This window comes from Komagataeibacter europaeus (genome assembly GCF_002173515.1).
In the GTDB taxonomy this organism is placed as follows: domain Bacteria; phylum Pseudomonadota; class Alphaproteobacteria; order Acetobacterales; family Acetobacteraceae; genus Komagataeibacter; species Komagataeibacter europaeus.
This window is the reverse complement of record NZ_CP021467.1, coordinates 2,686,366-2,708,973: the sequence shown is the minus strand read 5'-3', so window position 1 is coordinate 2,708,973 and position 22,608 is coordinate 2,686,366. Positions and strand designations below refer to the sequence as shown.

Annotated in this window: 17 protein-coding genes; 7 read left to right on the top strand and 10 right to left on the bottom strand. The window is 66.5% G+C overall.

All coding sequences use genetic code 11. The features are described 5' to 3' along the window. Position 1: 1 nt before the first annotated feature. From S101446_RS12495 to S101446_RS12470, 6 genes are all read right to left on the bottom strand, one after another. Positions 2-1,093 carry a hypothetical protein gene (locus tag S101446_RS12495; protein ID WP_087608480.1) on the bottom strand — a complete coding sequence of 364 codons (1,092 nt, stop codon included), beginning with the start codon at positions 1,091-1,093 and terminating at the stop codon, positions 2-4. An 86-nt stretch (positions 1,094-1,179) separates the two neighbouring features. Next, positions 1,180-4,143: a glycosyltransferase gene (locus tag S101446_RS12490; protein WP_244184231.1), complete on the bottom strand. Its 2,964-nt coding sequence runs from the start codon at positions 4,141-4,143 to the stop codon at positions 1,180-1,182. Further along, positions 4,121-5,905, bottom strand: coding sequence for a tetratricopeptide repeat protein (locus S101446_RS12485; RefSeq protein ID WP_087608478.1), 1,785 nt, complete (start codon positions 5,903-5,905; stop codon positions 4,121-4,123). Before S101446_RS12485 ends, S101446_RS12490 begins: the two co-directional genes overlap by 23 nt. Positions 5,906-5,918: 13 nt before the next feature. Next, positions 5,919-7,364 carry an HlyD family type I secretion periplasmic adaptor subunit gene (locus S101446_RS12480; protein WP_087608477.1) on the bottom strand — a complete coding sequence of 482 codons (1,446 nt, stop codon included), beginning with the start codon at positions 7,362-7,364 and terminating at the stop codon, positions 5,919-5,921. Beyond that, positions 7,361-9,613: a peptidase domain-containing ABC transporter gene (locus S101446_RS12475; protein ID WP_042710814.1), complete on the bottom strand. Its 2,253-nt coding sequence runs from the start codon at positions 9,611-9,613 to the stop codon at positions 7,361-7,363. The genes S101446_RS12480 and S101446_RS12475 overlap by 4 nt, the downstream gene beginning before the upstream one ends. A 98-nt stretch (positions 9,614-9,711) precedes the next feature. Next, complete coding sequence (locus S101446_RS12470) at positions 9,712-10,077, bottom strand: hypothetical protein (RefSeq protein ID WP_042719149.1); 366 nt, start codon at positions 10,075-10,077, stop codon at positions 9,712-9,714. A gap of 182 nt (positions 10,078-10,259) precedes the next feature. Between S101446_RS12470 and metH the strand changes: the two genes are divergently transcribed. The 6 genes from metH to ybaK all read left to right on the top strand — a co-directional run bounded on the left by metH (position 10,260) and on the right by ybaK (position 17,852). Continuing rightward, on the top strand, positions 10,260-13,769 hold the full coding sequence (metH, locus tag S101446_RS12465; protein WP_087608476.1) for a methionine synthase: 3,510 nt from the start codon (positions 10,260-10,262) through the stop codon (positions 13,767-13,769). 67 nt (positions 13,770-13,836) lie between these two features. Next, on the top strand, positions 13,837-14,250 hold the full coding sequence (locus tag S101446_RS12460) for a phosphoribosyl-ATP pyrophosphatase (RefSeq protein ID WP_010508246.1): 414 nt from the start codon (positions 13,837-13,839) through the stop codon (positions 14,248-14,250). 180 nt (positions 14,251-14,430) lie between these two features. Beyond that, positions 14,431-14,955 (top strand): CvpA family protein, encoded by a 525-nt coding sequence (locus tag S101446_RS12455; RefSeq protein ID WP_019085668.1) that lies wholly within the window; start codon positions 14,431-14,433, stop codon positions 14,953-14,955. Between the two features lie 51 nt (positions 14,956-15,006). Further along, positions 15,007-16,521: an amidophosphoribosyltransferase gene (purF, locus tag S101446_RS12450; RefSeq protein WP_010508244.1), complete on the top strand. Its 1,515-nt coding sequence runs from the start codon at positions 15,007-15,009 to the stop codon at positions 16,519-16,521. Further along, the gene (locus S101446_RS12445) at positions 16,518-17,261 is read left to right on the top strand and encodes an SDR family NAD(P)-dependent oxidoreductase (protein ID WP_087608475.1); all 744 of its coding nucleotides are present in this window, start codon (positions 16,518-16,520) and stop codon (positions 17,259-17,261) included. Before purF ends, S101446_RS12445 begins: the two co-directional genes overlap by 4 nt. Positions 17,262-17,378: 117 nt before the next feature. Beyond that, on the top strand, positions 17,379-17,852 hold the full coding sequence (gene ybaK, locus S101446_RS12440; protein WP_019085671.1) for a Cys-tRNA(Pro) deacylase: 474 nt from the start codon (positions 17,379-17,381) through the stop codon (positions 17,850-17,852). Positions 17,853-17,960: 108 nt separating this feature from the next. Here ybaK and S101446_RS12435 read toward each other — a convergent pair whose 3' ends face one another. From S101446_RS12435 to xseA, 4 genes are all read right to left on the bottom strand, one after another. Then, on the bottom strand, positions 17,961-18,680 hold the full coding sequence (locus S101446_RS12435) for an OmpH family outer membrane protein (protein WP_010508240.1): 720 nt from the start codon (positions 18,678-18,680) through the stop codon (positions 17,961-17,963). 128 nt (positions 18,681-18,808) lie between these two features. After that, positions 18,809-19,216, bottom strand: a complete 408-nt coding sequence (locus S101446_RS12430; protein WP_010508239.1) for a hypothetical protein — start codon at positions 19,214-19,216, stop codon at positions 18,809-18,811. A 160-nt stretch (positions 19,217-19,376) separates the two neighbouring features. Further along, positions 19,377-19,730 (bottom strand): BA14K family protein, encoded by a 354-nt coding sequence (locus S101446_RS12425; RefSeq protein ID WP_087608474.1) that lies wholly within the window; start codon positions 19,728-19,730, stop codon positions 19,377-19,379. A gap of 47 nt (positions 19,731-19,777) precedes the next feature. Then, a complete protein-coding gene (xseA, locus tag S101446_RS12420; protein ID WP_010508235.1) occupies positions 19,778-21,238 on the bottom strand; it encodes an exodeoxyribonuclease VII large subunit in 1,461 nt (486 codons plus the stop codon). 66 nt (positions 21,239-21,304) lie between these two features. Here xseA and purD point away from each other — a divergent pair, with 66 nt between their 5' ends. Further along, the gene (purD, locus tag S101446_RS12415; protein ID WP_010508234.1) at positions 21,305-22,585 is read left to right on the top strand and encodes a phosphoribosylamine--glycine ligase; all 1,281 of its coding nucleotides are present in this window, start codon (positions 21,305-21,307) and stop codon (positions 22,583-22,585) included. Positions 22,586-22,608 lie beyond the last annotated feature (23 nt).

Genomic DNA, 22,608 nt, shown 5'->3' with positions numbered 1-22,608 from the left:
CTCACGGCTCCGCCATGGTGCGTGGCCGCCGCCCCGCCTTGCGGCGTCGGTCGCGCGGCGTGGCGGTGGATGGCGCGGCGTTCTTTCCGGACCTGCGGTGCCACCATGGCACGGGCTGGCCCGATCTGTTTTCAGGCGCCTCGGGCTCACGCATGGACGCACGCGCGGGCAGGGCACGCCTGCCCCGCCGCACGCGGGGGACAGGATCGGGTCTGGTTTCGTCATGGGGCACGGTCGCCAGCAATGCCTCTTCCGCCCCGCCATCATGGGATGTGGATGGCGGCGGAGCAGCCTGCCGGGACTGGATATCAACCCGGAAGGCTTCCAGCGGGGCATGCGAAGGCGCCATGACCGACGTGTCCGCCAGCGGGCCCAAGCGGGTGCCATCGGTAAAGCAGGCCTCGATATGGCAGGTAAACTGCCGCGCGGCGTCCCCCTTCAGCCGGACCCGCAGGCCCAGCAGGGGCAACGCCATGCCCCGGCTGCCACAATAGTCGCCACCACGCACCCACGGCGAAAACCAGTCCTCGCCCAGAATGGCCTGATATTCCACGTCATCCGCACCAAGGCCGGACGCGGGCTGGATGGCGAAGCCTTCCATCCACTGCCCGCTGCCCCCCGTGCCCATCCACGTCCCGAGCGGGGCGCTGATATCACCCCGGCCCTGAATATGGGCAATCATGCTGCCTGCACCGATTTCCCCGGCTGCCTCCACCGCTGGTGACGGGGCGGGCGCAGCAGCGCCGGGCGCCACCGACGGGCCGGACAACCTGACCACCTGCAACCCCGGCAGGGCAGCGCCGTCACGCACCGGATCACGATAGGTGGTGACCAGCACCGCGCCGCCCCCATCAGGCATGCGTACAAGGGCGGCCCCGCCCTGCGCGCCCATCCAGCCATCCGCGGCAAACGTGCTGACCCGCACCGCGTCCATGCCGGGTGGCGTGGTCACGCGCATGCCGGATAACGCGCCAAACCCCGCGCCTGCCGGGGCCGAAGCGTGGAAAATGCAGTACGTGCCACCCTCCAGCCGCATAAGCTGTGCGCTGGCATGGATATCACCCGCCTGCGCGGCGGGGCGCGTGGCCTCCATTATCGGCATCCCGCCACGGAAAGGCACAACACCATACGCGCAGGGGCTGGGGCAATAACGATCAAGACGGGCCTCTTTCGCTCAAATCATGGATGGACTCTGGCCGTGGCGGGATGCCCGGCCCGGGCATAAGACAGCAAAAACGTATTCAATTGGTGAACGGGCAGCCCCGGCGGCACGCATCTCCCCCGCCCTGTCGCATGGATACGGGCCGCAACCGCGCCAAGGTCAAACGCCACGCAACGCAATCCTGCACGCCATAGCTGGGTCAGGGTGAAGCACCATGTCTCGGGACAGATGGAGGGCACGAACCCCACATCCCCCATCGCCCCGCGCAGCAGGGACACCGCTTCTTCCCCTTCGTACCGTCCGGTAATGAACACCCGCCCGGTTTCCAGCAGGGCCGCGTCATCGGATGTATGCCCCACCACGATGAATTCCAGCGGCAGGTCACGCGCGCGCGCATCACGTGCCGCCGCAAGCATGATCGCGCATCCCTTGTCCGGCCCGATGCCGCCCGCCACCACGACCCGGTAGCGGTCATTACGCGGCGGCAGGCCGGATGCGGGCTGGTCCGCACAGGCGGCGGCGAACTGGCGTAGCGACAGGGCGGGACTGTCATTTTCCAGCGCTGATGTTTCACAGGAAACATCCGGGACGTAGCGCGCCAGCCTGCGGGCGACATCCGCCGATGGCACGATCACCCGCCTCGCGCCGGCCAGTTCACACGCCGTGGCGTGACGCAGGCGGTCCACATCTTCCTCATCCACCAGCGAACCCAGCGCGTGGACACAGGCCCGGCAGCCCGCCAGATCGGGTTCCCCGCAGTAACGCCCGGCAGGCCCCACCAGTGTAATGCGCGGGCAGATACCGGCATAATCATGCACATGCCGGTCATAGGGCACGCCCAGCCGCGCGCACAGGTCGCGCACCCGCATGCCGTGACCCAGGTGATGATGCACCTCGACCAGACGCAGGCCGAGCGCGCGCAGCAGCGCCACCAGTGCATCCCCCTGTTCCGGCCATGCAAAATGCAATGCCGGATACGACCCTTCCGGCCGGCCGTCACGCAGCGTGAACCCATCTGCGGCCGGTTCCAGTACAAGCGGACGACAGCCCGCCGCCGCCCACTGCCGTGCGCGATGGGCCACCACGCGGGCCACGCCCCCCGTCCCGGCATGGGTCACCAGCAGGACCGCGCCCTCATACCCAGCCTTGCGCGCGCCGCGATGCCACACCAGCAGCGACAGGCGCTGGCGGGACGCTGCCAGCGGGTCCGCCGCGACATGCGCCTGCACCAGTGCGTCATAACCGGGAAACAGCCGGTTCAGGATCCACAGGTTGCGCTGCTGCAACGCCCTGCGCTGCGCGCCAAACGACACGCCGCCCACATGCCCCACGAATACGCCCACCGCCGCCCGATGCCGCCAGCCCGCCAGCCGGGCGCGCATGGAAAAATCATTTTCCTCCCCATATCCCCTTCCATACAGTTCGGGACGGAACAGACCCGTCTGGCGCAGGCAGTCATGGCGGATCAGCATGCAGAAGCCGTGCGCGGTGGGAATTTCCACATCCAGCCCCCCATTGGCCCGCAGGCTGGCCGCCATGAGGTGACGGACATCTTCCCTGTCACAGGGACGGGGCACCTGCGGGTCCGGGTCGGGCCATGTCAGGATGGAGGCATCATTGGACAGGGGCGAAACCGTGCCCGTATCAACCCGCGCATAGGCCACACGCAGCATTTCATCCAGCCAGCCGGGGGCCAGCAGCGTGTCGCTGTTCAGCAGCACGACATCCATGCCATCAGCATCGGACAACGCGGTATTGACCGCTGCCGGATAACCCTGATTGGCATCATGCCGCCGCAGGCTGATCCGCCCCGCCCCCGCCAGATTGTCCAGCGCCAGCGCCAGTGCGGGATCCGGCGTCGCATCATCCACCACCATGATTTCCGTGGCCGTGCCATCCGATCGCCGGGCCAGCGTGTCGAACATGCTGTCCAGACAGGCCAGCGTACGCACCCGGTCGGCATAAACCGGGATCACCACCCGGCAGCGCGCCGCACGCCCGGGCAGGTTGGCGGGGATGCGCACCCGTCGCCGCATGTTGGGGAACACCTGCCGCGCACGGGGCAGGCACACCGGCAGCGGGGAGCCGGTCAGCTGCCGCCCGTCAGACAGGGTCACATGCACCATGCCCTGTGGCGCGAGATCGGCCCACGCCATGCCAAAACCCCATACCGGCACGCCCGGACCCGCGATATCATCCCATCCGGTCCCCCATTGCCGCGACAGGACAGGCGCGCGCCGGCCATGGGCATCATCGGATATGGACAGTCCGGGCGGTTGATCCGGTCGCGCGGGCATGAAGGCCCAGCCCGTCATGCCCTGTCCATCGGCCATCACCGCCCCGGTCACATGCAACAGCGCCGCCCGGTCCGGCCGCGCGCCAAGCAGGGGCGTGCCCTCATACTGCACCACGATATCATGGGCCTGCCGCCAGTACCGGGGCAGCATCACGCACTGCCCGTCATGCTGCCGGGGCACCCATCCCTGCCCGTCCAGCATTACTTCCGGCGCGTGGCCTTCCGGCAGGGCGCCCCAGTGCAGCACGCCATCAGGATCCAGCGCGCACCAGCCCCGCAACGCCATATGGCGACACACCAGTCCCGCCGGGAGACACAGGGCCGGGTCAAAGCCATAGCAGGTGAAAAAACGCCCCAGCAGCCGGGCCGCCTGCGGCCAGGCGCGGATCATGCACTGCGCCAATATGTGCAGGCGCAGGCCCGCGCGGAATTCCCCCCCCGCCATGACCGTTTCAATCGCGCGGGCCGCGCCACCCCCATCACCCGCACCCAGCCGGGCGGCCGCCAGCGCGTACAGCACGCCCCTGTCCGTCGGGGCCAGCCGCGCCGCGCGTTCCATCCATGCCAGCGCCAGCCCGTGCTGTCCCTGTTCAGCCAGATGGCGCGCATGCCGCATGGCCCCCACGACATCCGCGCCCGGTCCTGTCGTGCCGCCTGCTTCACTATGGGGCATGTTCGTCCGCATGCGTCATGTGATCCAGTTCATCACGTGCCGCGCGCACGCCGCCTGCAGCCGCCTGTTCCAGCCAGTAGCGCGCACGCGCACGGTCCACGGGACCAGCCAGCCCCCTGGCCAGGTACCGGCCCAGCATGAACTGCGACAGGGCGTTGCCCCCTTCGGCACCCTGCGTGAACCAGTGCAATGCCTGCGTCCGGTCCGGCGGCAGGTCGTGGCCACCGCCATACATCGCGCCAAGGGAAAACATGGCTTCAACCCGGCCCATCCGTGCCGCGCGATGATACAGCGCCAGCGCGCCCGCATGGTCACGCGGGCCGCCAAGCCCTTCCAGCCGCAACTGTGCGGCGGCCACACAGGCCTCGGCCAGTCCATGCCCGGCGGCGCGTTCCAGCCAGCGGCGGGCCTGATCGGGATCAGCCGTAACCCCGTCCCCTTTCAGCAGCATGCGCCCGTACCAGTATTCGGCATTGACCACCCCCGCGCGGGCGGCCCGTTCCATCCATGACGCGGCCTGCACCGGATCCGTCACGCCGCCCACCCCGTCATGCAGGCAGACAGCAAGGTTGAAGGCCGCAACCGGATCCCCCGCCCGTGCCGCCGGCATGAAATCGGGCAGGCGCGCATCCGGCGCGGAACATGCTTCGCGTCCCTGCGCCACCAGTGATGCGGCAAGGTCCGTCATGGCCGCGACATCACCCAGTTCAGCCGCGCGTTCCAGCCAGTGGCGGGCCTGCACGGGATCAGCGGCGGCCCCGCGCCCGTGCGTGTACAGCAGCGCCAGCATGCGGCACGCCACCGCATGATCCTGCGCCGCCGCGCGGCGGTACCAGATCATCGCTTCATGGTCGCCGGGAAGGGCGGCTTCCCCATGCACATGCAGGTCCCCCAGCAGGGCCGCCGCCTCCCGGTCACCGGCAAGGGCGGCACGGCGCAGCCATGTCTCCGCCGTCATGGCGTTGCGTGGCCTGCCGTCCCCATCCTTCAGCAGCAGCGCACCATAACGCGCCTGTGCCGGGCGCACGCCCTGCACGGCGGCGCGGGCATACCACTGTTCGGCCTGCGCCATATCCAGCGGCAGGCCCCAGCCCCGGTCATGCAGCAGGCCCAGCATGTACTGCGCGGTCGGCAACCCGCTATCCGCCGCGCGGATCAGGGCCGCCACGGCATCGGGATCGCTGCCCGGCATCTGGCCTGATGCCGCAAAATGGGTGACCGCCAGCCCAAGGTCTCCCTGCGGGCAACCGGCCTGTGCCGCACGTTCGCACCACATCCGCGCGGCCTGCGGGTCGCGTACGGATTGCGGGCCGGTCGCCAGCAGGTACCCGTACAGGGCCTGCGCATCAGGCAGTCCCCCTTCCGCGGCCTGCCGTGCCCAGCCGGTTGCGGCTGCCGGGTCGGGCCATTGGTCGATGCCCTCCGGCCATGCCACGGGCAGCAGGCCATCGGCCCCCCTGTGATCCCCGCCTCGCCCTGGTGGATCGACCAGCAGCATCAGGGCAAGGGAAAAGCAGGCCTCGACATGCCCGGCGCGCGCGGCCACGTGCATCCAGCGCACGCCCTCGACCGGACTGCGCGGAACGCCATTGCCATCAAGGTAGGCACGCGCCACCTGATACTGCGCCGCCACCATGCCGCCGCGCGCAAGGCGTCCCAGCAGGGCGAATCCCTGTGCCGAACGGCCTTCATGTTCCAGAAGGCGGCACGCATGGCGAAAACGGGCCGCAGGCGTGATCCCGCCCAGCAGGCCGGACAGCAACTTGCGCACCAACGCCGTCCCCCGATCAGGGTTCGCGCATGCCGTCGGTCACGGCAGGCAGCAGGCGGTTGAGCAGGTACTGCATGATGGTGCGTCGCCCGACATGGATATCCGCCTCGACCGGCATGCCCGGCTGGGGACGGAAGAAGGGCGGCACACCATGCAGCGTGTACCGGTCGATCGACAGGCGCACACGATAATAGGCGCTCATCGTATCGCCCGTATCCCCTCCCTGTTCGGCGCTGGCGCCAGGCCTTCCGCCGGAGGTGGTAAAGGAATCGGGGCTTATGACGCGCACCGTCGCTTCCCCTCCGCCATACTGGGTATAGGGGAAAGCCGCGAATTTCAGCAGCGCCGGATCCCCGGCCCGCACATAGCCCGCATCCACCCCGCGCAGCGTGGCCACCACATCCAGATGGCCCCCCGTCGGCACCAGCGTCAGGAGCGGGGTCGCGGCCTGAATGACCGACCCCGCCGACAGATGCGCGATACTCAGCACCACCGCGTCACGGTCGGCCCGCATGACAATCAGGTCATGATGCAGCACCGCCTTGCTATAGCTGCCATCGGCATCCGCCAGACGGTGCTGCGCAAGCGCAAGGTCCTGGTACACCGTGGCGTGCCAGTTGCTGGCGTAACCATCGCGCTGGGCCTTCATCGCCTCCAGCCGGGCGCGGGTGCTGTCGGCGGAATGGCGCGCCGACACCTGCGAGCGCGTGACCTCCATAAGCGTATCCTGCGCCGCCAGCGTGGACAGCCTGCTGCCCACCTGTTCATGCTGCAGGCGCACGCGCATGTCCTGCACATCACGCGCGACACGGGCGCGGGCGGCATACATCGCCGCGCTGGCCTCATATCCCTGCAGTTCACTTTCCAGCCCGGCGACCTGCCGGTCGTAATTGGACATCTGGGCGGTGTATTCCGCCTGACGGCGCAGATAGGCGGCAGCTTCCTGCACGGATGCCGGATCGTTCATGTCCGCCGTATAGGGGCGGCCCTCGGCTTCGGCCGTGCGGCGGGCGACTTCCGCCCGGTAGGCCGCGACCTGGCGGCGCATGTTGGTGACATCCGCATCCGTCACCGTGGGGTCCAGCCGGGCCAGCACCTGCCCCTTGTGCACGGTATCGCCCTCATGCACCTCCACCGTGCGGATGATGGAGGTTTCCAGCGGCTGCAGCACCATCGTATTGTCAAACGGCGTCAGGCGGCCATTCACGCTGACCACGCGGTCCAGCGGGAAGAACGTCATGGCCGCCAGCCCCGCCCCGGCCAGTGCCGCGACCAGCCAGATGACATAGCGCGCCGCATCGGATGGCGGCAGGTCAATCAGCGCGGCGGAAGGGGAATAGAACGCCAGCAGCGCGGGGGGCAGGTCGGTGGGCACATCCGCCGCGGGTGGCGGCAGGACCGACAGCATGCCGGATTCCTCCGCTGCCTCGGGCGTGGGGGGCACAAGGTCATGGCCGCTCATGCCGCGTCACCGTGCATATGGGAGACGGCAGGCGGCCCCTCCCCATTACCGCAGTCATCGGGATGGTTCTGCTGCATCCACAACGTACGGTAGATGGTGCAGCGCGACAGCAGTTCGTCATGCGTGCCGATATCGACCACCTGCCCATGGTCCATGACGCAGATCTGGTGGCATGCCACCAGCGAGGCCAGGCGGTGCGAGACGATGACCATCGTGCGTCCGCGCGCAAGATGGCGCAGGTTGGCGTTGACCACCGCCTCGCTTTCCGGGTCGAGGGCGGATGTCGCTTCATCAAGGATCATGAGCCTGGGGTCGGAAATCACGGCGCGCGCGATGGCGAGGCGCTGGCGCTGGCCACCGGATATGTTGGTGGACCCTTCCTCGATCCACGTATCGAAGCCTGCCGGCATGCGTTCGATGAATTCTTCCGCCCCCGCCAGGCGGGCGGCGCGCACCACGTCTTCCAGCGTCAGGCCGGGGCGGCCTGCGATGATGTTGTCGCGGATGGTGCCGCGAAACAGGAAATTGTCCTGCAGCACCACCCCGCAGGACCGGCGCAGGTAGGTCAGGTTGATTTCACGCAGGTCGATGCCATCCAGCCGCAGGTGTCCGGTATAGCTGCGGCTGACACCCTGCAGCAGGCGCGTGATGGTGGACTTGCCCGACCCGCTGCGCCCGACCAGCCCCAGCATGGTGCCCGCGGGCACGCTGAACGTGACATCCGACAGCGCGGGCGTGGACGCGCCGGGATAGGTGAAGCACACATCCGAAAACGCCAGCGCGCCATGGATGGGCGGGCGCAGGCCGGTGGTCAGCGCCCGGGTTTCCGTCGGACGGTTGAGGACGGACCCCGCTTCCGCCAGCGCGCTGCGCACTTCGTTCAGGTCGTCAATCAGCCGCGCCATGCCCACCAGCGGGGCCGCGACCCGGCCACCCAGCATGGTGAACGCCATCAGCGCCCCGGCCTCCATCCCCGATGTGGTGGAGGTAATGGCCAGATACGCCCCGATCAGGATGATGCCGCGATTGATGAACAGGTCCAGCGGCATGACCGCCGTCGCGACACAGTTGCCCATGCGCCCCGCGTCAAGGGATGCGGTCACCACATTGGCGGTCTTTTCATCCCAGACTTCGCGCCGCACGGGCTCCAGGGCCATTGTCTTGATGGTGCGGATGCCGGCAACCGTTTCATACAGCGCGCCGCTGCGCTCCATCTCGGCACGGACCTGCCGCCCCATGAGGCGCCCCACGGCTGGCATGGCCAGCAGGATGACCACCCCGATCAGCGCGGCGGCAACCACCGTCAGGCAGGCCAGCGTGGTGCTGAGCCAGAACAGGAAGGGCATGACGACCAGCAGGGTGAACAGGTCCAGGAACGTGCCCAGCAGCCGCCCGGTCATGAACTGCCGCACCTTGTAGATCGCGCTGACGCGGCCGATCACGTTGCCCGCCTGCTCGCGTTCGAAGAATTCCAGCGGCAGGGCCAGCAGGCGGTCGAACACCGCCAGCGATATGCGCGTATCCAGCCGCGTGGTCAGCACCAGCGTGATCTCGCGCCGGGCATAGGTCAGCAGGATTTCATAAAAGGACATCACCCCCACCAGCCCGGTCAGGGAAACCAGCGTGGACATGGAATGGAAGTTCACCACCCGGTCAATGACCTGCATGACGATCAGCGGCGGAAAGATCGCCAGCACGCTTATGACCATGGAGGCGATGACCACGTCACGCAGTAGCCGGCGTTCCCCCAGCACCATGCGCCGCAGCCATGCGAAATTGACCGCGTCTTCCCTGCGTGCGCCGTCCTGCCCGCCACGGACCAGCAGCACGTCGCCACTCCACACCCCTTCCAGCCGCAATGCATCCACCGCCACGGGGGACGTGTCTGGACCGGCGAAGGGATCGGCCAGCCAGACGACGCCACGGGCCGCGTCCGCGCCGACCATCAGGCCCGCCGACCCGTCCATGAACATGAGGACAACCGGCGGCACGTCGCGCAGGCGCACGATTTCACGCCATTGCAGGTGCATGCCCTGCGCGCTGCCACCGTTTTCCTCCACCCACCGCGCAAGGGCGGGGATGGTGGGCACGGTCTGCCCGGCCTCGCCGGCGAAATCACGCACGTCAAGGTCAATGCCATGGAAACGGGCCGCACGCAGCACCGCCTGCAGGCGGATCAGTTCCGGCGCGTGGCGGGTATCCGCCTGCCCGCGTCCGTCCGGGTCCGCTGATTGGTCTGTATGGCCCACGGCACCCCTTTTGCTTTGCACGCTCTGTCCATTCACGCGGTCCAGACTAGGGGCAGAAAGCAAAGGGTTCCTTAACGGGACCGTTTTTGCCGTGGAAGCTACCGCACGGCAAAGCGCGCGCTGACCAGAACGTCGCCTGACAGCGCAGCCCGCCAGGCGGCCGCCTGCCCACCGGGCGGCAGCACGGCCACGCGGTCGAACCATTTCAGGTCGCCCGTGGCGCGCCTGCGGAAAACATCGCCCAGCACCGCCGCCAGTCCCCCGCCGCGCCCCGTGCAGCACGCGCACCCCGTCGCGTGCATGAACGGCGACGCGGCGGGCCGGTCCACCGTGACGACCCCGGCCCACGATGCCGCCTGTGCCGGGGCATTCCCCGCGCCCACCACCAGCAGGGTATCGGCGCGCGGATGGATGGCGGCGCGATCGGTCAGGAATTCCAGCGCAATACGCCCGTCACGGGTCATGACATTCTCCATTCATCCATATGGGCGCGCGCCTTCCCCATTTGGGCAATGACGCTGGACACCAGCCGAAAGTTAAGGGAATAAAGGGCACCGGACATAACTTTATGCAAGACAGCTACCGGATACCTGGCGGCGGAACGCCAGTCCGCGCCGTGTCCCCTTCATGAGACATCAGGATAACAATGACCACTCGTCCCCATCTTCTCGATGCCCTTCGCGATCAGGTCCTGCTGTGTGACGGCGGCATGGGTTCGCGCGTACAGCTTCTGGACCTTGAGGTCGAGCGTGATTACTGGGGTCAGGAAAACTGCACCGAAATCCTGAACCTGTCCCGTCCCGAACTGGTGCGCGAAATCCACCGCGGGTATTTCGAGGCCGGGGCCGACATGGTGGAAACCAACAGCTTTGGCGGCTCGCCCATAACGCTGGCCGAATTCGGGCTGGCGGACCGCGCGCGGGAAATCAACCGCACGGCGGGCCATCTGGCGCGCGAAGCCGCCGAGACCTTTGCCGATGGCCGCCACCGCTACGTGGTCGGCTCCATCGGGCCGGGGACCAAGCTGCCTTCGCTGGGCAATATCGATTACGACACGCTGGAAGCGGGCCTGACCGAACAGTGCCGTGGCCTGATCGAAGGCGGCGTTGACTGCTTCCTGATCGAGACGTGCCAGGACACGCTGCAGATCAAGGCCGCCGTCAACGGCGCCAAGATCGCGCGCGCCGAGATGGGCGTGGACACCCCGATTTTCGTGCAGGTCACGGTGGAAACCACCGGCACGCTGCTGGTCGGCCCCGACATTGCCGCCGCCGCCACCGTCATCAACGCGCTGGACGTGCCGCTGATGGGCCTGAACTGCGCCACCGGCCCGCAGGAAATGGCCGAGCACGTGCGCTGGCTGTCCGAAAACTGGCCCGGCCTGATTTCGGTCCAGCCCAATGCGGGCCTGCCCGAACTGGTCAATGGCACCACGCATTATCCGCTGACGCCCGCCGAAATGGCAAGCTGGGTCGAACGTTTCATTACAGAGGACGGGCTGAACCTGATCGGCGGGTGCTGCGGCACCTCCACGCCGCATACGCAGGCGCTGGACCAGATGCTGCGAAAGCGCGCCGAGGGCACGGGCCGCATCCGCCCCGCCCCCGTGCCGCGCAAACCGGTATGGATCCCGTCGGTTGCCAGCCTGTATTCGCAGGTGCCGCTGCGGCAGGAAAACAGCTATTTCTCGATCGGTGAGCGCTGCAACGCCAACGGGTCGAAAAAATGGCGGCAGTTGCAGGAAGCCGGCGACTGGGATGGCTGCGTGGCCCTTGGCCGCGAACAGGTGGCCGAGGGATCGAACGCGCTTGATATCTGCACCGCCTTTGTCGGCCGTGATGAAATGCGCGAAATGAACGCGGTCGTCACCCGCTTCACGTCCTCGGTCAACGCGCCGCTGGTCATTGATTCCACCGAAACCCCGGTCATCGAGGCCGCCCTGAAACTGCATGGCGGCAAGCCGATCATCAACTCCATCAATTTCGAGGATGGGGAGGCGATCGCCAACGAACGCATGCTGCTGGCGCGCAAGTTCGGTGCCTCCGTCATTGCGCTGACCATTGATGAAGTGGGCATGGCCAAGACGGCGGAAGACAAGCTGCGCATCGCGACAAGGCTGGTCGAATTCGCATGTGAAAAGCATGGCCTGCCGCAGTCCGACCTGATGATCGACCCGCTGACGTTTACCATCGGCACCGGGACCGAGGATGACCGCAAGCTGGGTGAATGGACGCTGGAGGGCATCCGCCTGATCCGCGAACGCTTCCCCGATATCCAGATCGTGCTGGGGCTGTCCAACATCTCGTTCGGGCTGAACCCGGCGGCGCGCGCGGTGCTGAACTCGGTCTTCCTTGACCATGCGGTGCGCGCGGGCATGACGGCGGCGATCGTGCATGTGTCCAAGATCCGCCCGCTGCACCTGATCCCCGCCGATGAGGTCAAGGTGGCCGAGGACCTGATCTTCGACCGTCGCGCCGAAGGCTACGACCCGCTGCAGCGCATCCTTGAAATCTTTGCCGACCGCAAGGCCGCCGACGCGGTGAAGAAAACCCGGGCCGAAACCGCGCCCGAACGCCTGAAGGACCGGATTGTCGATGGCGACCGCAAGGGGCTGGAAGACGACCTGGCCGAAGCCATGCGCGACATGGCCCCGCTGGACATCATCAACACCGTGCTGCTCGATGGCATGAAGGTGGTGGGCGAACTGTTTGGCGCGGGCAAGATGCAACTGCCCTTCGTGCTGCAGTCCGCCGAGACGATGAAGGCCGCCGTGGCCTGGCTGGAACCCCACATGGAACGCACCGAAGGGCAGGCCCGTGGCACCATGGTGCTGGCCACCGTGAAGGGCGACGTGCATGACATCGGCAAGAACCTGGTCGACATCATCCTGACCAATAATGGCTATCAGGTCATCAACCTCGGCATCAAGGTGCCGGTGGCCGACATGATCGCGGCCGCGCGCGAGCACAGGGCGGACGCCATCGGCATGTCCGGCCTGCTGGTCAAGTCCACCGTCATCATGCGCGAAAACCTTGAGGAAATGCAGCGTCAGGGCCTTGATGTGCCCGTCATGCTGGGCGGTGCCGCGCTGACGCGCAATTACGTGGAAGAGGACTGCACCGCGGCCTATGGCGAAGCGGGCCGGGTTGCGTACGCCCGTGACGCATTCGATGGCCTGTCGCTTATGGACAAGGTGGTGCAGGGTGAATTCGACACCTACCTTGCCGCCATCCAGTCGCGCCGCGCGGGCAAGGCCAGCCGCAGCAATCGCACGCAGGATATCGAGGATGCAGCCACCCGTGGCTTCGGCCCCGTGGACAAGGTTGCGGCCCGGGCGCGGCGTGAAAAACTGACGGCGGATGAACCCGTGCTGACGCCGCCCTTCTGGGGGCCGCGCGTGCTGGAGGCGACGCCGGAGGCGGTGCTGCCGTTCCTCAATGAACGTTCGCTGTACCAGTTCCAGTGGGGTTTCCGCAAACAGGGCCGCTCGCTGGACGACTTCATGGTCTGGGCGCGCAAGGAACTGCGTCCCGTGCTGCGCCACATGCTGGCGCTGTGCGCGGAGCAGGACATCCTGCACCCCAAGGCAAGCTACGGCTACTGGAAGGCGGCGGGCGAAGGCAATGACCTGGTGCTGTTTGGCGAGGATGGCGCGACCGAGGTCGCCCGCTTCACCCTGCCCCGCCAGCCGCGTGCGGACGGGGCCTGCATTGCCGATTTCGTGCGCGATATCGATGATGCACGGCGCGACGTGATCGGCCTGCAGGTCGTGACCGTGGGGCAGGATGCATCCGACCGCGCGCGTGAATGGTTCGAGGCGGACCGGTACAAGGATTACCTCTACCTGCATGGCCTGTCGGTGGAGATGGCGGAAGCCATGGCGGAATACACCCACAAGCGCATGCGCGCCGAAATGGGCTTCGCCGCCGAGGATGACCGCGACATGGCGAAACTGCTGCAGCAGGGCTATCGCGGGTCACGCTATTCCTTCGGCTATCCCGCCTGTCCCCGGCTGGAGGAGCAGGAGCCGATCCTGAAACTGCTGGATGCGCAGAAAATCGGGGTATCCCTGACCGATGGCTTCCAGTTGCACCCCGAACAGTCCACTTCGGCGCTGGTGATTTTCAACCCGCACGCGAAGTATTTCTCGATCTGAAAAACGCATCGGGGCCATACGGCGGGATTTGTTGACCGGTGGGCGAAATAATGTCCATCATCACCCCATGTCCCGTTCCCGCCCCACGCCTTCCCCGCCACCAGACCGGCCCGGCGCCGACCATGCGCTTGGCCGGCTGCAGGCGCGTCTGGACGCGGCCCGTTCCCCTGATGACAGGCCGCGCAACACCCGTGTCACGCGCGTGGCCGGGCGGGCCTTCACCTGTGCCGCCGAACAGTGCGTGATGGACCTCATGACCCATGACCGCGCGGGCCTGATCGAACACAGCGCCGATGTGCTGACCCACCTGCTGGAAATCTGGGCCGCCGATGGCATCGACCCCGAGGACGTGTGGATCGAACTTGACCGCCGCACCCGCATGGGCAACCTGCTGCTGGCGCTGAACATGGCCGAACGTACGTCCGTCTCCACCGCCGCGCGCAGGCGGCCATGGAAAATCCGCACCACCAAGCTGCCCTGACAGGCCGCCCTGTTCCCATGCCTGATGGGTACGAAATCGAAACGGACCATTTTTGGCCTATGCGTTGCCGCACGCCGGTGGCATAAGCTGGCCGCAGGCGGAACAGCAGGAAATGTCGCGATAGATGGACCAGGTCCATGCCTGTTACCTGCCGGCGGGCACTCCCCCGGTCCGGCACGCATGAACTGGATTGACGCAACAGGCATCGCCATTGTCGCCCTGTCGGCTGTGGTTGGTGCGGTCCGCGGCTTTTCACGCGAAGTACTGGGCCTTGCCGCCTGGGTCATGGCCATCATCATGGCCGTGGCGTGGTATGGCGCCCTCATGCCCTATGCCACGCAATGGATCAGCAACCACACGCTGGCGTCCCTTGCGTCCTTTGCCGTGCTGTTCCTTGTGCTCCTTGTCATTTTCACCACGACTGCCCATCTGTCAGGTCAGGCGGTACAGGGGTCCATCCTGGCCGGGATCGACCGTATGCTGGGCCTGATCTTCGGGCTGGCGCGCGGGTATGTCTGCCTTGTACTGCTGTACACGGGCATCACCGCCCTCATTCCCGCAGCCGAATGGCCCGATGTCATGCGATCGAGCCGTATCGTCCCCCTTGTTGGCGACAGTGTGACGTATCTGAACGCCTATACGCCCGATAACTTTCACGCGCACCTTGCGCAACCCGCCGGGACGCGGCATGACGCGCCCATCTGAACCTTCTGTCGGTACCCCCCGCACCCGTCCGTCAAGGAAAGATTGCTGACCATGTCCCGCACCACCTTCCATGCTGTTTCCGGCAATCCGACAACACAGCATGAACGCGATGATCTCGCCGCCCAGTGGCGGCATGATGATGACAAGCCGCATGAGGAATGCGGGGTTTTTGGCGTATGGAACACCAAGGATGCCGCCGCCCTGACGGCGCTTGGCCTGCACGCGCTGCAGCATCGCGGGCAGGAAGCCAGCGGCATCGTGTCCTTTGACGGCGAACGCTTCCACACCCACAAGGGGCTTGGTCTGGTGGGCGAGGTATTTGGCGACGCCCGCGTCATGGCCACCCTGCCGGGCAACTGCGCGGTGGGTCACAACCGTTACGCCACCACGGGGGCGACGCTGATCCGCAACGTGCAGCCGCTGTTTGCCGATTTTGAATTCGGTGGCCTGGCGGTGGCCCATAACGGCAACCTGACCAATGCCGAAACCCTGCGCAAGGCGCTGGTGCGGCGGGGCTGCATATTCCAGTCCACGACCGATAGCGAGGTGTTCATCCACCTGATCGCCATATCACTGTATTCCAATGTGGTGGACCGGCTGATCGATGCGCTCAAGCAGGTGCTGGGGGCGTATTCCCTGATCGTGCTGTCACGTAATGAACTGATCGGCGTGCGCGACCCGCTGGGCGTGCGTCCGCTGATCCTGGGTCGCCTGCGGGAAGAAGACGGTTCGGAAGGAAAATGGGTCCTGGCCAGCGAGACCTGTGCGCTGGACATTGTCGGTGCGGAGTTCGTGCGCGACGTGGAACCGGGCGAGATCGTGATCATCAACGATGATGGCATCCGTTCCCTCAAGCCGTTCGACAGCAAGCAGTCGCGCTTCTGCGTGTTTGAATACATCTATTTCGCCCGGCCCGATTCCGTCATGGACGGCAAGGCCGTGTATGACACCCGCAAGCAGATCGGCGTGGAACTGGCGCGTGAAAGCGCGGTCGAGGCCGACGTGATCGTGCCGGTGCCCGATTCCGGCGTGCCCTCGGCCATGGGATTCGCCGCCGAAAGCGGCATTCCGTTCGAACTGGGCATCATCCGCAACCATTACGTGGGCCGCACCTTCATCGAACCGACCGACCAGATCCGAAATCTGGGCGTGAAGATGAAGCATTCCACCAACCGTCCCGTGCTGGATGGCAAGCGCGTGGTGCTGGTGGATGATTCCATCGTGCGTGGCACCACATCGCGCAAGATCGTGGACATGGTGCGGGCAGCGGGCGCCAAGGAGGTGCACATGCGCATCTCCTCCCCGCCGACCACGCATTCATGCTTCTACGGCATCGACACGCCCGAGCGCAGCCAGCTTCTTGCCGCACAGCATGATGTCGCGGAAATGGCCAGGCTGATCGGCGTGGACAGCCTGGCCTTCATCTCGTTCGACGGGCTGTACCGCGCGCTGGGCTACAAGGACCGCAAGAGTGCCGCCAACCGCTACTGCGATGCCTGCTTTACCGGCGACTACCCGATCGAACTGGTGGATTACGAGGCCGAACATCACCCCGAACCCGCATGACGGGTTCTCTTGCCGACCTGACCGGGCGGGTCGCGCTGGTCACCGGCGCCAGCCGGGGCATCGGGCGCGCGGCTGCCGTAGCACTGGCACAGGCTGGCGCGCACTGCATCCTGACCGCACGCGCGCAGGGTGGGCTTGAGCAGACGGATGACCTGATCCGTCAGCATACGGGGCACAACGCCACCCTGCTGCCGCTGGACCTGCTGGATGGTGAAAAGCTGGATACGCTCGGGCCTTCCATCGCAACCCGGTTCGGCAGGCTGGACTGCGTGGTTCATTGCGCGGGGGAACTGGGTATCCTGTCCCCGCTGTCCCACATGCAGCCCAAGGAGTGGGAACGGGGCATGCAGGCCGGTCCCCTGACTACATGGCGGCTGATCCGCACGCTGGCCCCCCTGCTGGAACGCAGCCCGGCCGGGCGCGCCGTCTTCCTGACCGACCCGCATGGCCAGACGCCCGCGCCCTTCTGGGGACTGGTGGCCGCCACCCGCGCCGCCCAGGACGCCATCGTCAGGACATGGATCAGTGAACTGCCACAGGGCAGCCCGCTGCGCATCAACCTGTTTGAACCCGGCATGGTCGCGACCCGGCTGCGCCGGCTGGCCATGCCCGCACTGGACATGGATAGCCTGACCCCGCCCGAGGCAGTAGCACCCCGGATCGTCAGCCTGTGCCTGCCCGGTCCCCAGCCACAGGGGACTTATGTGCGGTTCGGAATGGAACCTGTTGATAAAAAATAAAAGTTTTTTGGGCGCCGCCTTCTTTCAAAAAGGCGGCGTTTCCTGAAGTTTTTTGCAAAAGGCTTCACCAAAAACCCTTTATGATTTTCAGAATATCTTCAGGGCGAAGGAAACCATATGAGCAGGGCGACACCCGCCACGGCGGCGCTGGAAAAGGCAGGCGTTCCATTCAGCGTCATTGAATATGACTATGACCCCAATGCCGGACAGACAGGCAACCACGCCGCCGCATCCATCGGGGAAGATCCCGCGCGGGTATTCAAGACCCTGATGGTGATGGTGGACGGACGCCCCGCCTGTGTCGTGGTGCCCGTGGCGGCAACACTGGGCATGAAGAAGGTCGCGGCCGCCTTCGGCGGCAAATCAGCCGAAATGATGCCCCCTCCGGACGCCGAACGCAGCACGGGCTTCCGCGTGGGCGGCATCAGCCCGTTCGGGCAGCGCAAACGCGTACGGACCGCCCTGGCGCAGGAAGCACTGGCACAGCCCTATGTTGTCATCAACGGGGGGAAACGGGGCTATCTGGTCCGCCTGGCGGCCGCAGACGCCATATCGGCCACCGGGGCAGTCACAGCCGACCTGCTGGCCTGAAAATTATCAAGACATTGCCGGGGAAGCTGTTTTCATAAAGCTTCAAAAAGAATGCCGCCTTTTTTAAAAAAAGGCGGCACCCAGAAACTTTTATTTTTTATCTGGCGATCATTCGCCGCCGTTATCGGCGGGCTGGAACGGCATGACCGGGTATTTGCCGCTCTTGGCGATTTCTTCGGGATCTTCCGTAGCACTGGGCAGATATACCGACGGCAAAGCCTGGTTCAGGTAGGTCACGACCTGATCACTGATATCAAGGCTGTTGTCATGCAGGGCAGCGGTGCCGGCCTGCAGCACCATGGTCATGCCGCGCGCGCTGGCAATGGCGCTGACGATCTGCTGCATTTCACGCTGCACCTGGTTCAGGGCAACCTGCGCATCTTCTTCCAGTATCCGGTTCCGGTTGCCGAATTTGGTGCGGTCGGCGTTCACGCGCTTCTGCAGTTCCTGCTGCTGTTCCGGCGTGGGGGCCTTGCCGGCCTTGATGATGGACTGGCGCAGGGCCTGAAGCTGTCCATCCTCGGCCCGGACATCACGCACCAGTGCCTCGCGCCGGGTGCCCAGTTCGGTCTGCAGCTTCTGCACGGCGGTGGACTGCGCCATGATCTGCTGGGTATTGAAAATGCCAATGACAGGGGCCGCAGGCTTCGTGCCCGGGGGCAGCGGCTTGAATTCCGGCACGGGCGGCATGGGCAGAATGGGTGTCTGCTGCTGACCGCCACCGGCATCCTGCGCCATGGCAAGGACAGGGGTCAGGGCAAGCGCCGCCCCACAAAGCGCGCCACATAGCCGCGCGTATCCGGTCCGGGCCATAATGCTGCTGCGCATACCTGTCATTATCCGATCCATTATTGTTCCGCTATCGTGGTTTCTGCGTAGCGGATCGTATGTCGAATGAACATACCCGCACAGCCCAAAAAACGCATTTTCCCCGAAATGCGCCCCGCGTCATACCCTTACAGCCGCCAGATCAACGGTGTATGCGACAGGAAAATCAGGCACAGGCCGCCAAGGAACAGGACACGGAACCCGCGATTGGCCCCTTTTTCCAGAAGTTCGTCACGGGTGAGTATCTGCATGAAGGAATCGGATATGCCGCCGCGCGCCTCTTCCGGCAGGGCCGCCAGCCTGCCGCGCCATTCGTTGCGGTGCCGCGCCTGCTCGGTATGGGAGATGTTGGCGCGGCGATAGAGGCTGTCCACGTATTCATCCAGATCCTCGATCCGGAACATGACCCCGCTCTTGTTGCGCATGGCGGCGTGCGGCCCCGCATTCACCAGACGCAGGCTGCGCAGCCGCAGCAGCGTGATGCCCACATACTCCGCCGCCTCGCGCACCGACAGCATGCGCTTGAGGGGGAACATGTGCACTGTCGCCTGCGGATCGCCTACGCTATCGGATGATGGGGGGAGGCTCATGATGCCCCAAAGGGTCAACCATCCATCCGGACCAAGTCAATCGGAATATGGCCCCTGCCTGCCCGCCCGCGACATATGACCCATGCAACGTGTTGCGAGCCGGGCGCTAGCGGCAGACCCGCCGGCTGCCATCGGCGGCGATATAGGTACCGGTCTGCGCATCGAAACACGCATTGGCGGCGCAACTGCTGATGGTGGGGGTAATGTCGGGGTGGACGGTGGCGCCGATGCTGTTCGCCTCCCGCGCGGCATGGCCACATAGCGGCGTGTCCGCAGGGGCTGAGGGATCATTGGTCAGGATGGCGCCCTGTGGCGGCGCCCCTTCTTCCCCCGTCAGGCCAGGGGCGAAATCCTGTGGCGGGATGCGCCCCGGCGTTGCGGCCTGCCCCACGGTGGGACGGGGCGCTGGCTGATGCGCCGCATGCCCCGCGCACCCCGCCAGCAGCAGGGCGGCGCCCATGGCGCGGAATCGTGTCGTTATCGTCATGTTTCGTGCCCGTATGTGCATTACAGATCCAGATGCCCCTGCTGCCTGTCCCCCGCCCCGACGGGACGGGCCGTAACCTGCCCATCGGCAAAGGTCAGGGTCACCTGTTTCGCCCGGCGCGCCTGCGCCGCGTGCGCCAGCGGTCTGCCCGCGCTGTCGGTCACCAGCACATAGCCACGTTCCAGTACGGCCTGCGGGGAAAGAGAAGCCAGCTGTCCCGCCGCCCCGGCAAGGCGGCTGGCGCTGGCGCGCAGTTGCGCCACCAGCATGGCGGGCGGCACGCGCAGCCCCCGCAATGTGGAAACGCGGCGGTGCAGGAAACCGGCCATCGCCTGCTGGCACGCGGCATCAACCCGCGCCAGATCGGCGCGCCGCAGGGCAAGGACCATCTGCGGCGCGGGCAGCCGGTCGGATGCATTGCGCAGGCGGCTGCGCAGCTGTTCCATGCGTGTCGGCAACGCCAGGTCCAGCCGGTATGCCCGGTCATCCAGCCGCCGCCGGGCATTTTCCACCACGGCGGGCAGATCCGGCAGTCCCGCCGCCGCCCGGTCCAGACGCGCGCGCGCCAGTTGCAGCGCGCGCCCGAGGCCACCGCGCAGGCGCGCGTCACGCTGCGCAAGGTCCGCCTCCAGTTCGGCACGCACCGGCACCGCCATTTCGGCCGCCGCCGTGGGCGTGGGCGCGCGGCGGTCAGACACGAAATCAACCAGGGTCGTATCCGTTTCATGCCCCACGGCGGAAATGACCGGAATGCGGCACGCCGCCACCGCGCGCAGCACCGCTTCGTCATTGAAGGCCATGAGGTCTTCCAGCGACCCGCCGCCGCGCGCGACGATCAGCACATCAGGGCGCGGCACCCTGCCGCCCGCCGCAATCGCGTCAAAACCCGTGATGGCATGGGCGATCTGTTCGGCCGCCCCGTCCCCCTGCACCGCCACCGGCCAGACCAGCACGGGGTGGGGAAAGCGGCGGGCAATCGTGGTGCGGATATCATGCAGCACCGCGCCCTGTGGTGATGTGACCACCCCGATCACGCGCGGCAGGAAGGGAAGTGGCTGCTTGCGCTCCGCATCGAACAGGCCTTCCGCCGCAAGGCGCAGGCGCAGGCGTTCGATCCGGGCCAGCAGCGCGCCCTCGCCCGCGTATTCCAGCCGGTCGATCACCATCTGGTAGGAAGACCGCTCGCCGTAGGCGGAAATCCGGCCCGTGGCGATGACCTCCACCCCGTTTTCCGGCTTCAGCCCCAGCCGGGGCACCGTCCCCCGCCAGACGACGGAGGAAAGCTTGCCCCCTTCATCCTTGAGCGCAAAATACAGGTGCCCGGACCGGGCACGCATGAATTCCGTGATTTCACCACGCACGCGAATGCGGCCGAACGTGCCTTCAAGCACCCGGCGGATGGCCCCTGAAATCTCGGCAACCGAAAATTCCGGGGTATTGCCGCCCATGGCGCGGCCGGAGTCGGGAAACTGTTCATCCATCCGCGCAAGGTATGATAGAGACGGCCACCCCGAAAGGGCAGAGATGAAAAACGGGAGAAACGAGTGATGCGGGTGCTGCTGGTTGGATCAGGCGGACGGGAACATGCCATGGCCGCTGCCATTGCGCGGTCGCCGTTGCTTGATGCCCTGTTCATTGCGCCGGGCAATCCCGGCACGGCAGCGCTGGGCACGAACTGCCCCGTCCGCGCCGACGACGTGCCTGGCCTGATCGCGCTGGCGCAGCGTGAGCGCATCGACCTGGTCGTGCCCGGTCCCGAAGCGCCGCTGGTGGCGGGCATTGCCGATGCCTGCGCCAAGGCGGGCATCGCCTGCGCCGGTCCCACGCAGGCTGCCGCCGCACTGGAAGGCAGCAAGACCTTCACCAAGGAAGTCTGTGACGCGGCGGGCATTCCCACCGCGCGGTGGGAACGCTTTGACGCGGCCGCCCCCGCGCTGGAGTACGTGCGCCGCCATGGCGCGCCGGTCGTGGTGAAGGCCGATGGGCTTGCCGCAGGCAAGGGCGTGGTCGTGGCGCAGGACGTGGCCGAAGCCGAGCAGGCGATTACCGACATGATGACCGATGGCACGCTGGGGCAGGCGGGCCACAGCGTGGTGATCGAGGACTGCCTGATGGGGGATGAGGTTTCCCTGTTCGCCTTCTGCGCCGGCGAGACCGCCGTGCTGATTGGCGCGGCACAGGACCACAAGCGCATTGGCGATGGGGATACCGGTCCCAATACCGGCGGCATGGGCGCGGTTTCGCCCCCCACCGGGTTTGGTCGCGCGCAGCAGGAAGCCGCCCTGGACCTGCTGGTGCGGCCCATGCTGCGTGAAATGGCGCGTCGTGGCACGCCGTTCACCGGCATCATTTTCGCGGGCCTCATGCTGACCCGGACCGGCCCGCAACTGATCGAATACAATGTCCGCCTTGGCGACCCGGAGGCGCAGGCCCTGCTGATCCGTCTGGAAAGCGACCTGCTGGCCGCCCTTGCCGCCGTGGCGCAGGGCAAGCTGGAACACACCGATATCCGCTTTTCCAGCCAGTCCTCGATAAGCGTGGTCATGGCCGCGCGTGGCTATCCCGGCACGCCGGTGACCGGCGGCGTGATCCGCGATATCGCGGTGGCCGAGGCCATGCCGGACGTGCATGTATTCCAGGCAGGCACGAAACGGGATGCAGCGGGCGAACTGGTGGCGGCAGGTGGGCGCGTTCTGGCCGTCTGCGCCACGGGGGACACGCTGCAGCAGGCGCGGGACCGGGCGTATGAGGCGGTGAAGGTCATTGACTGGCCCGATGGCATTTACCGCCACGACATCGGCCTGCGCGCGCTCAACGCGCAGGGCTGAGCCGACACGGTCCTGCCGCAGGC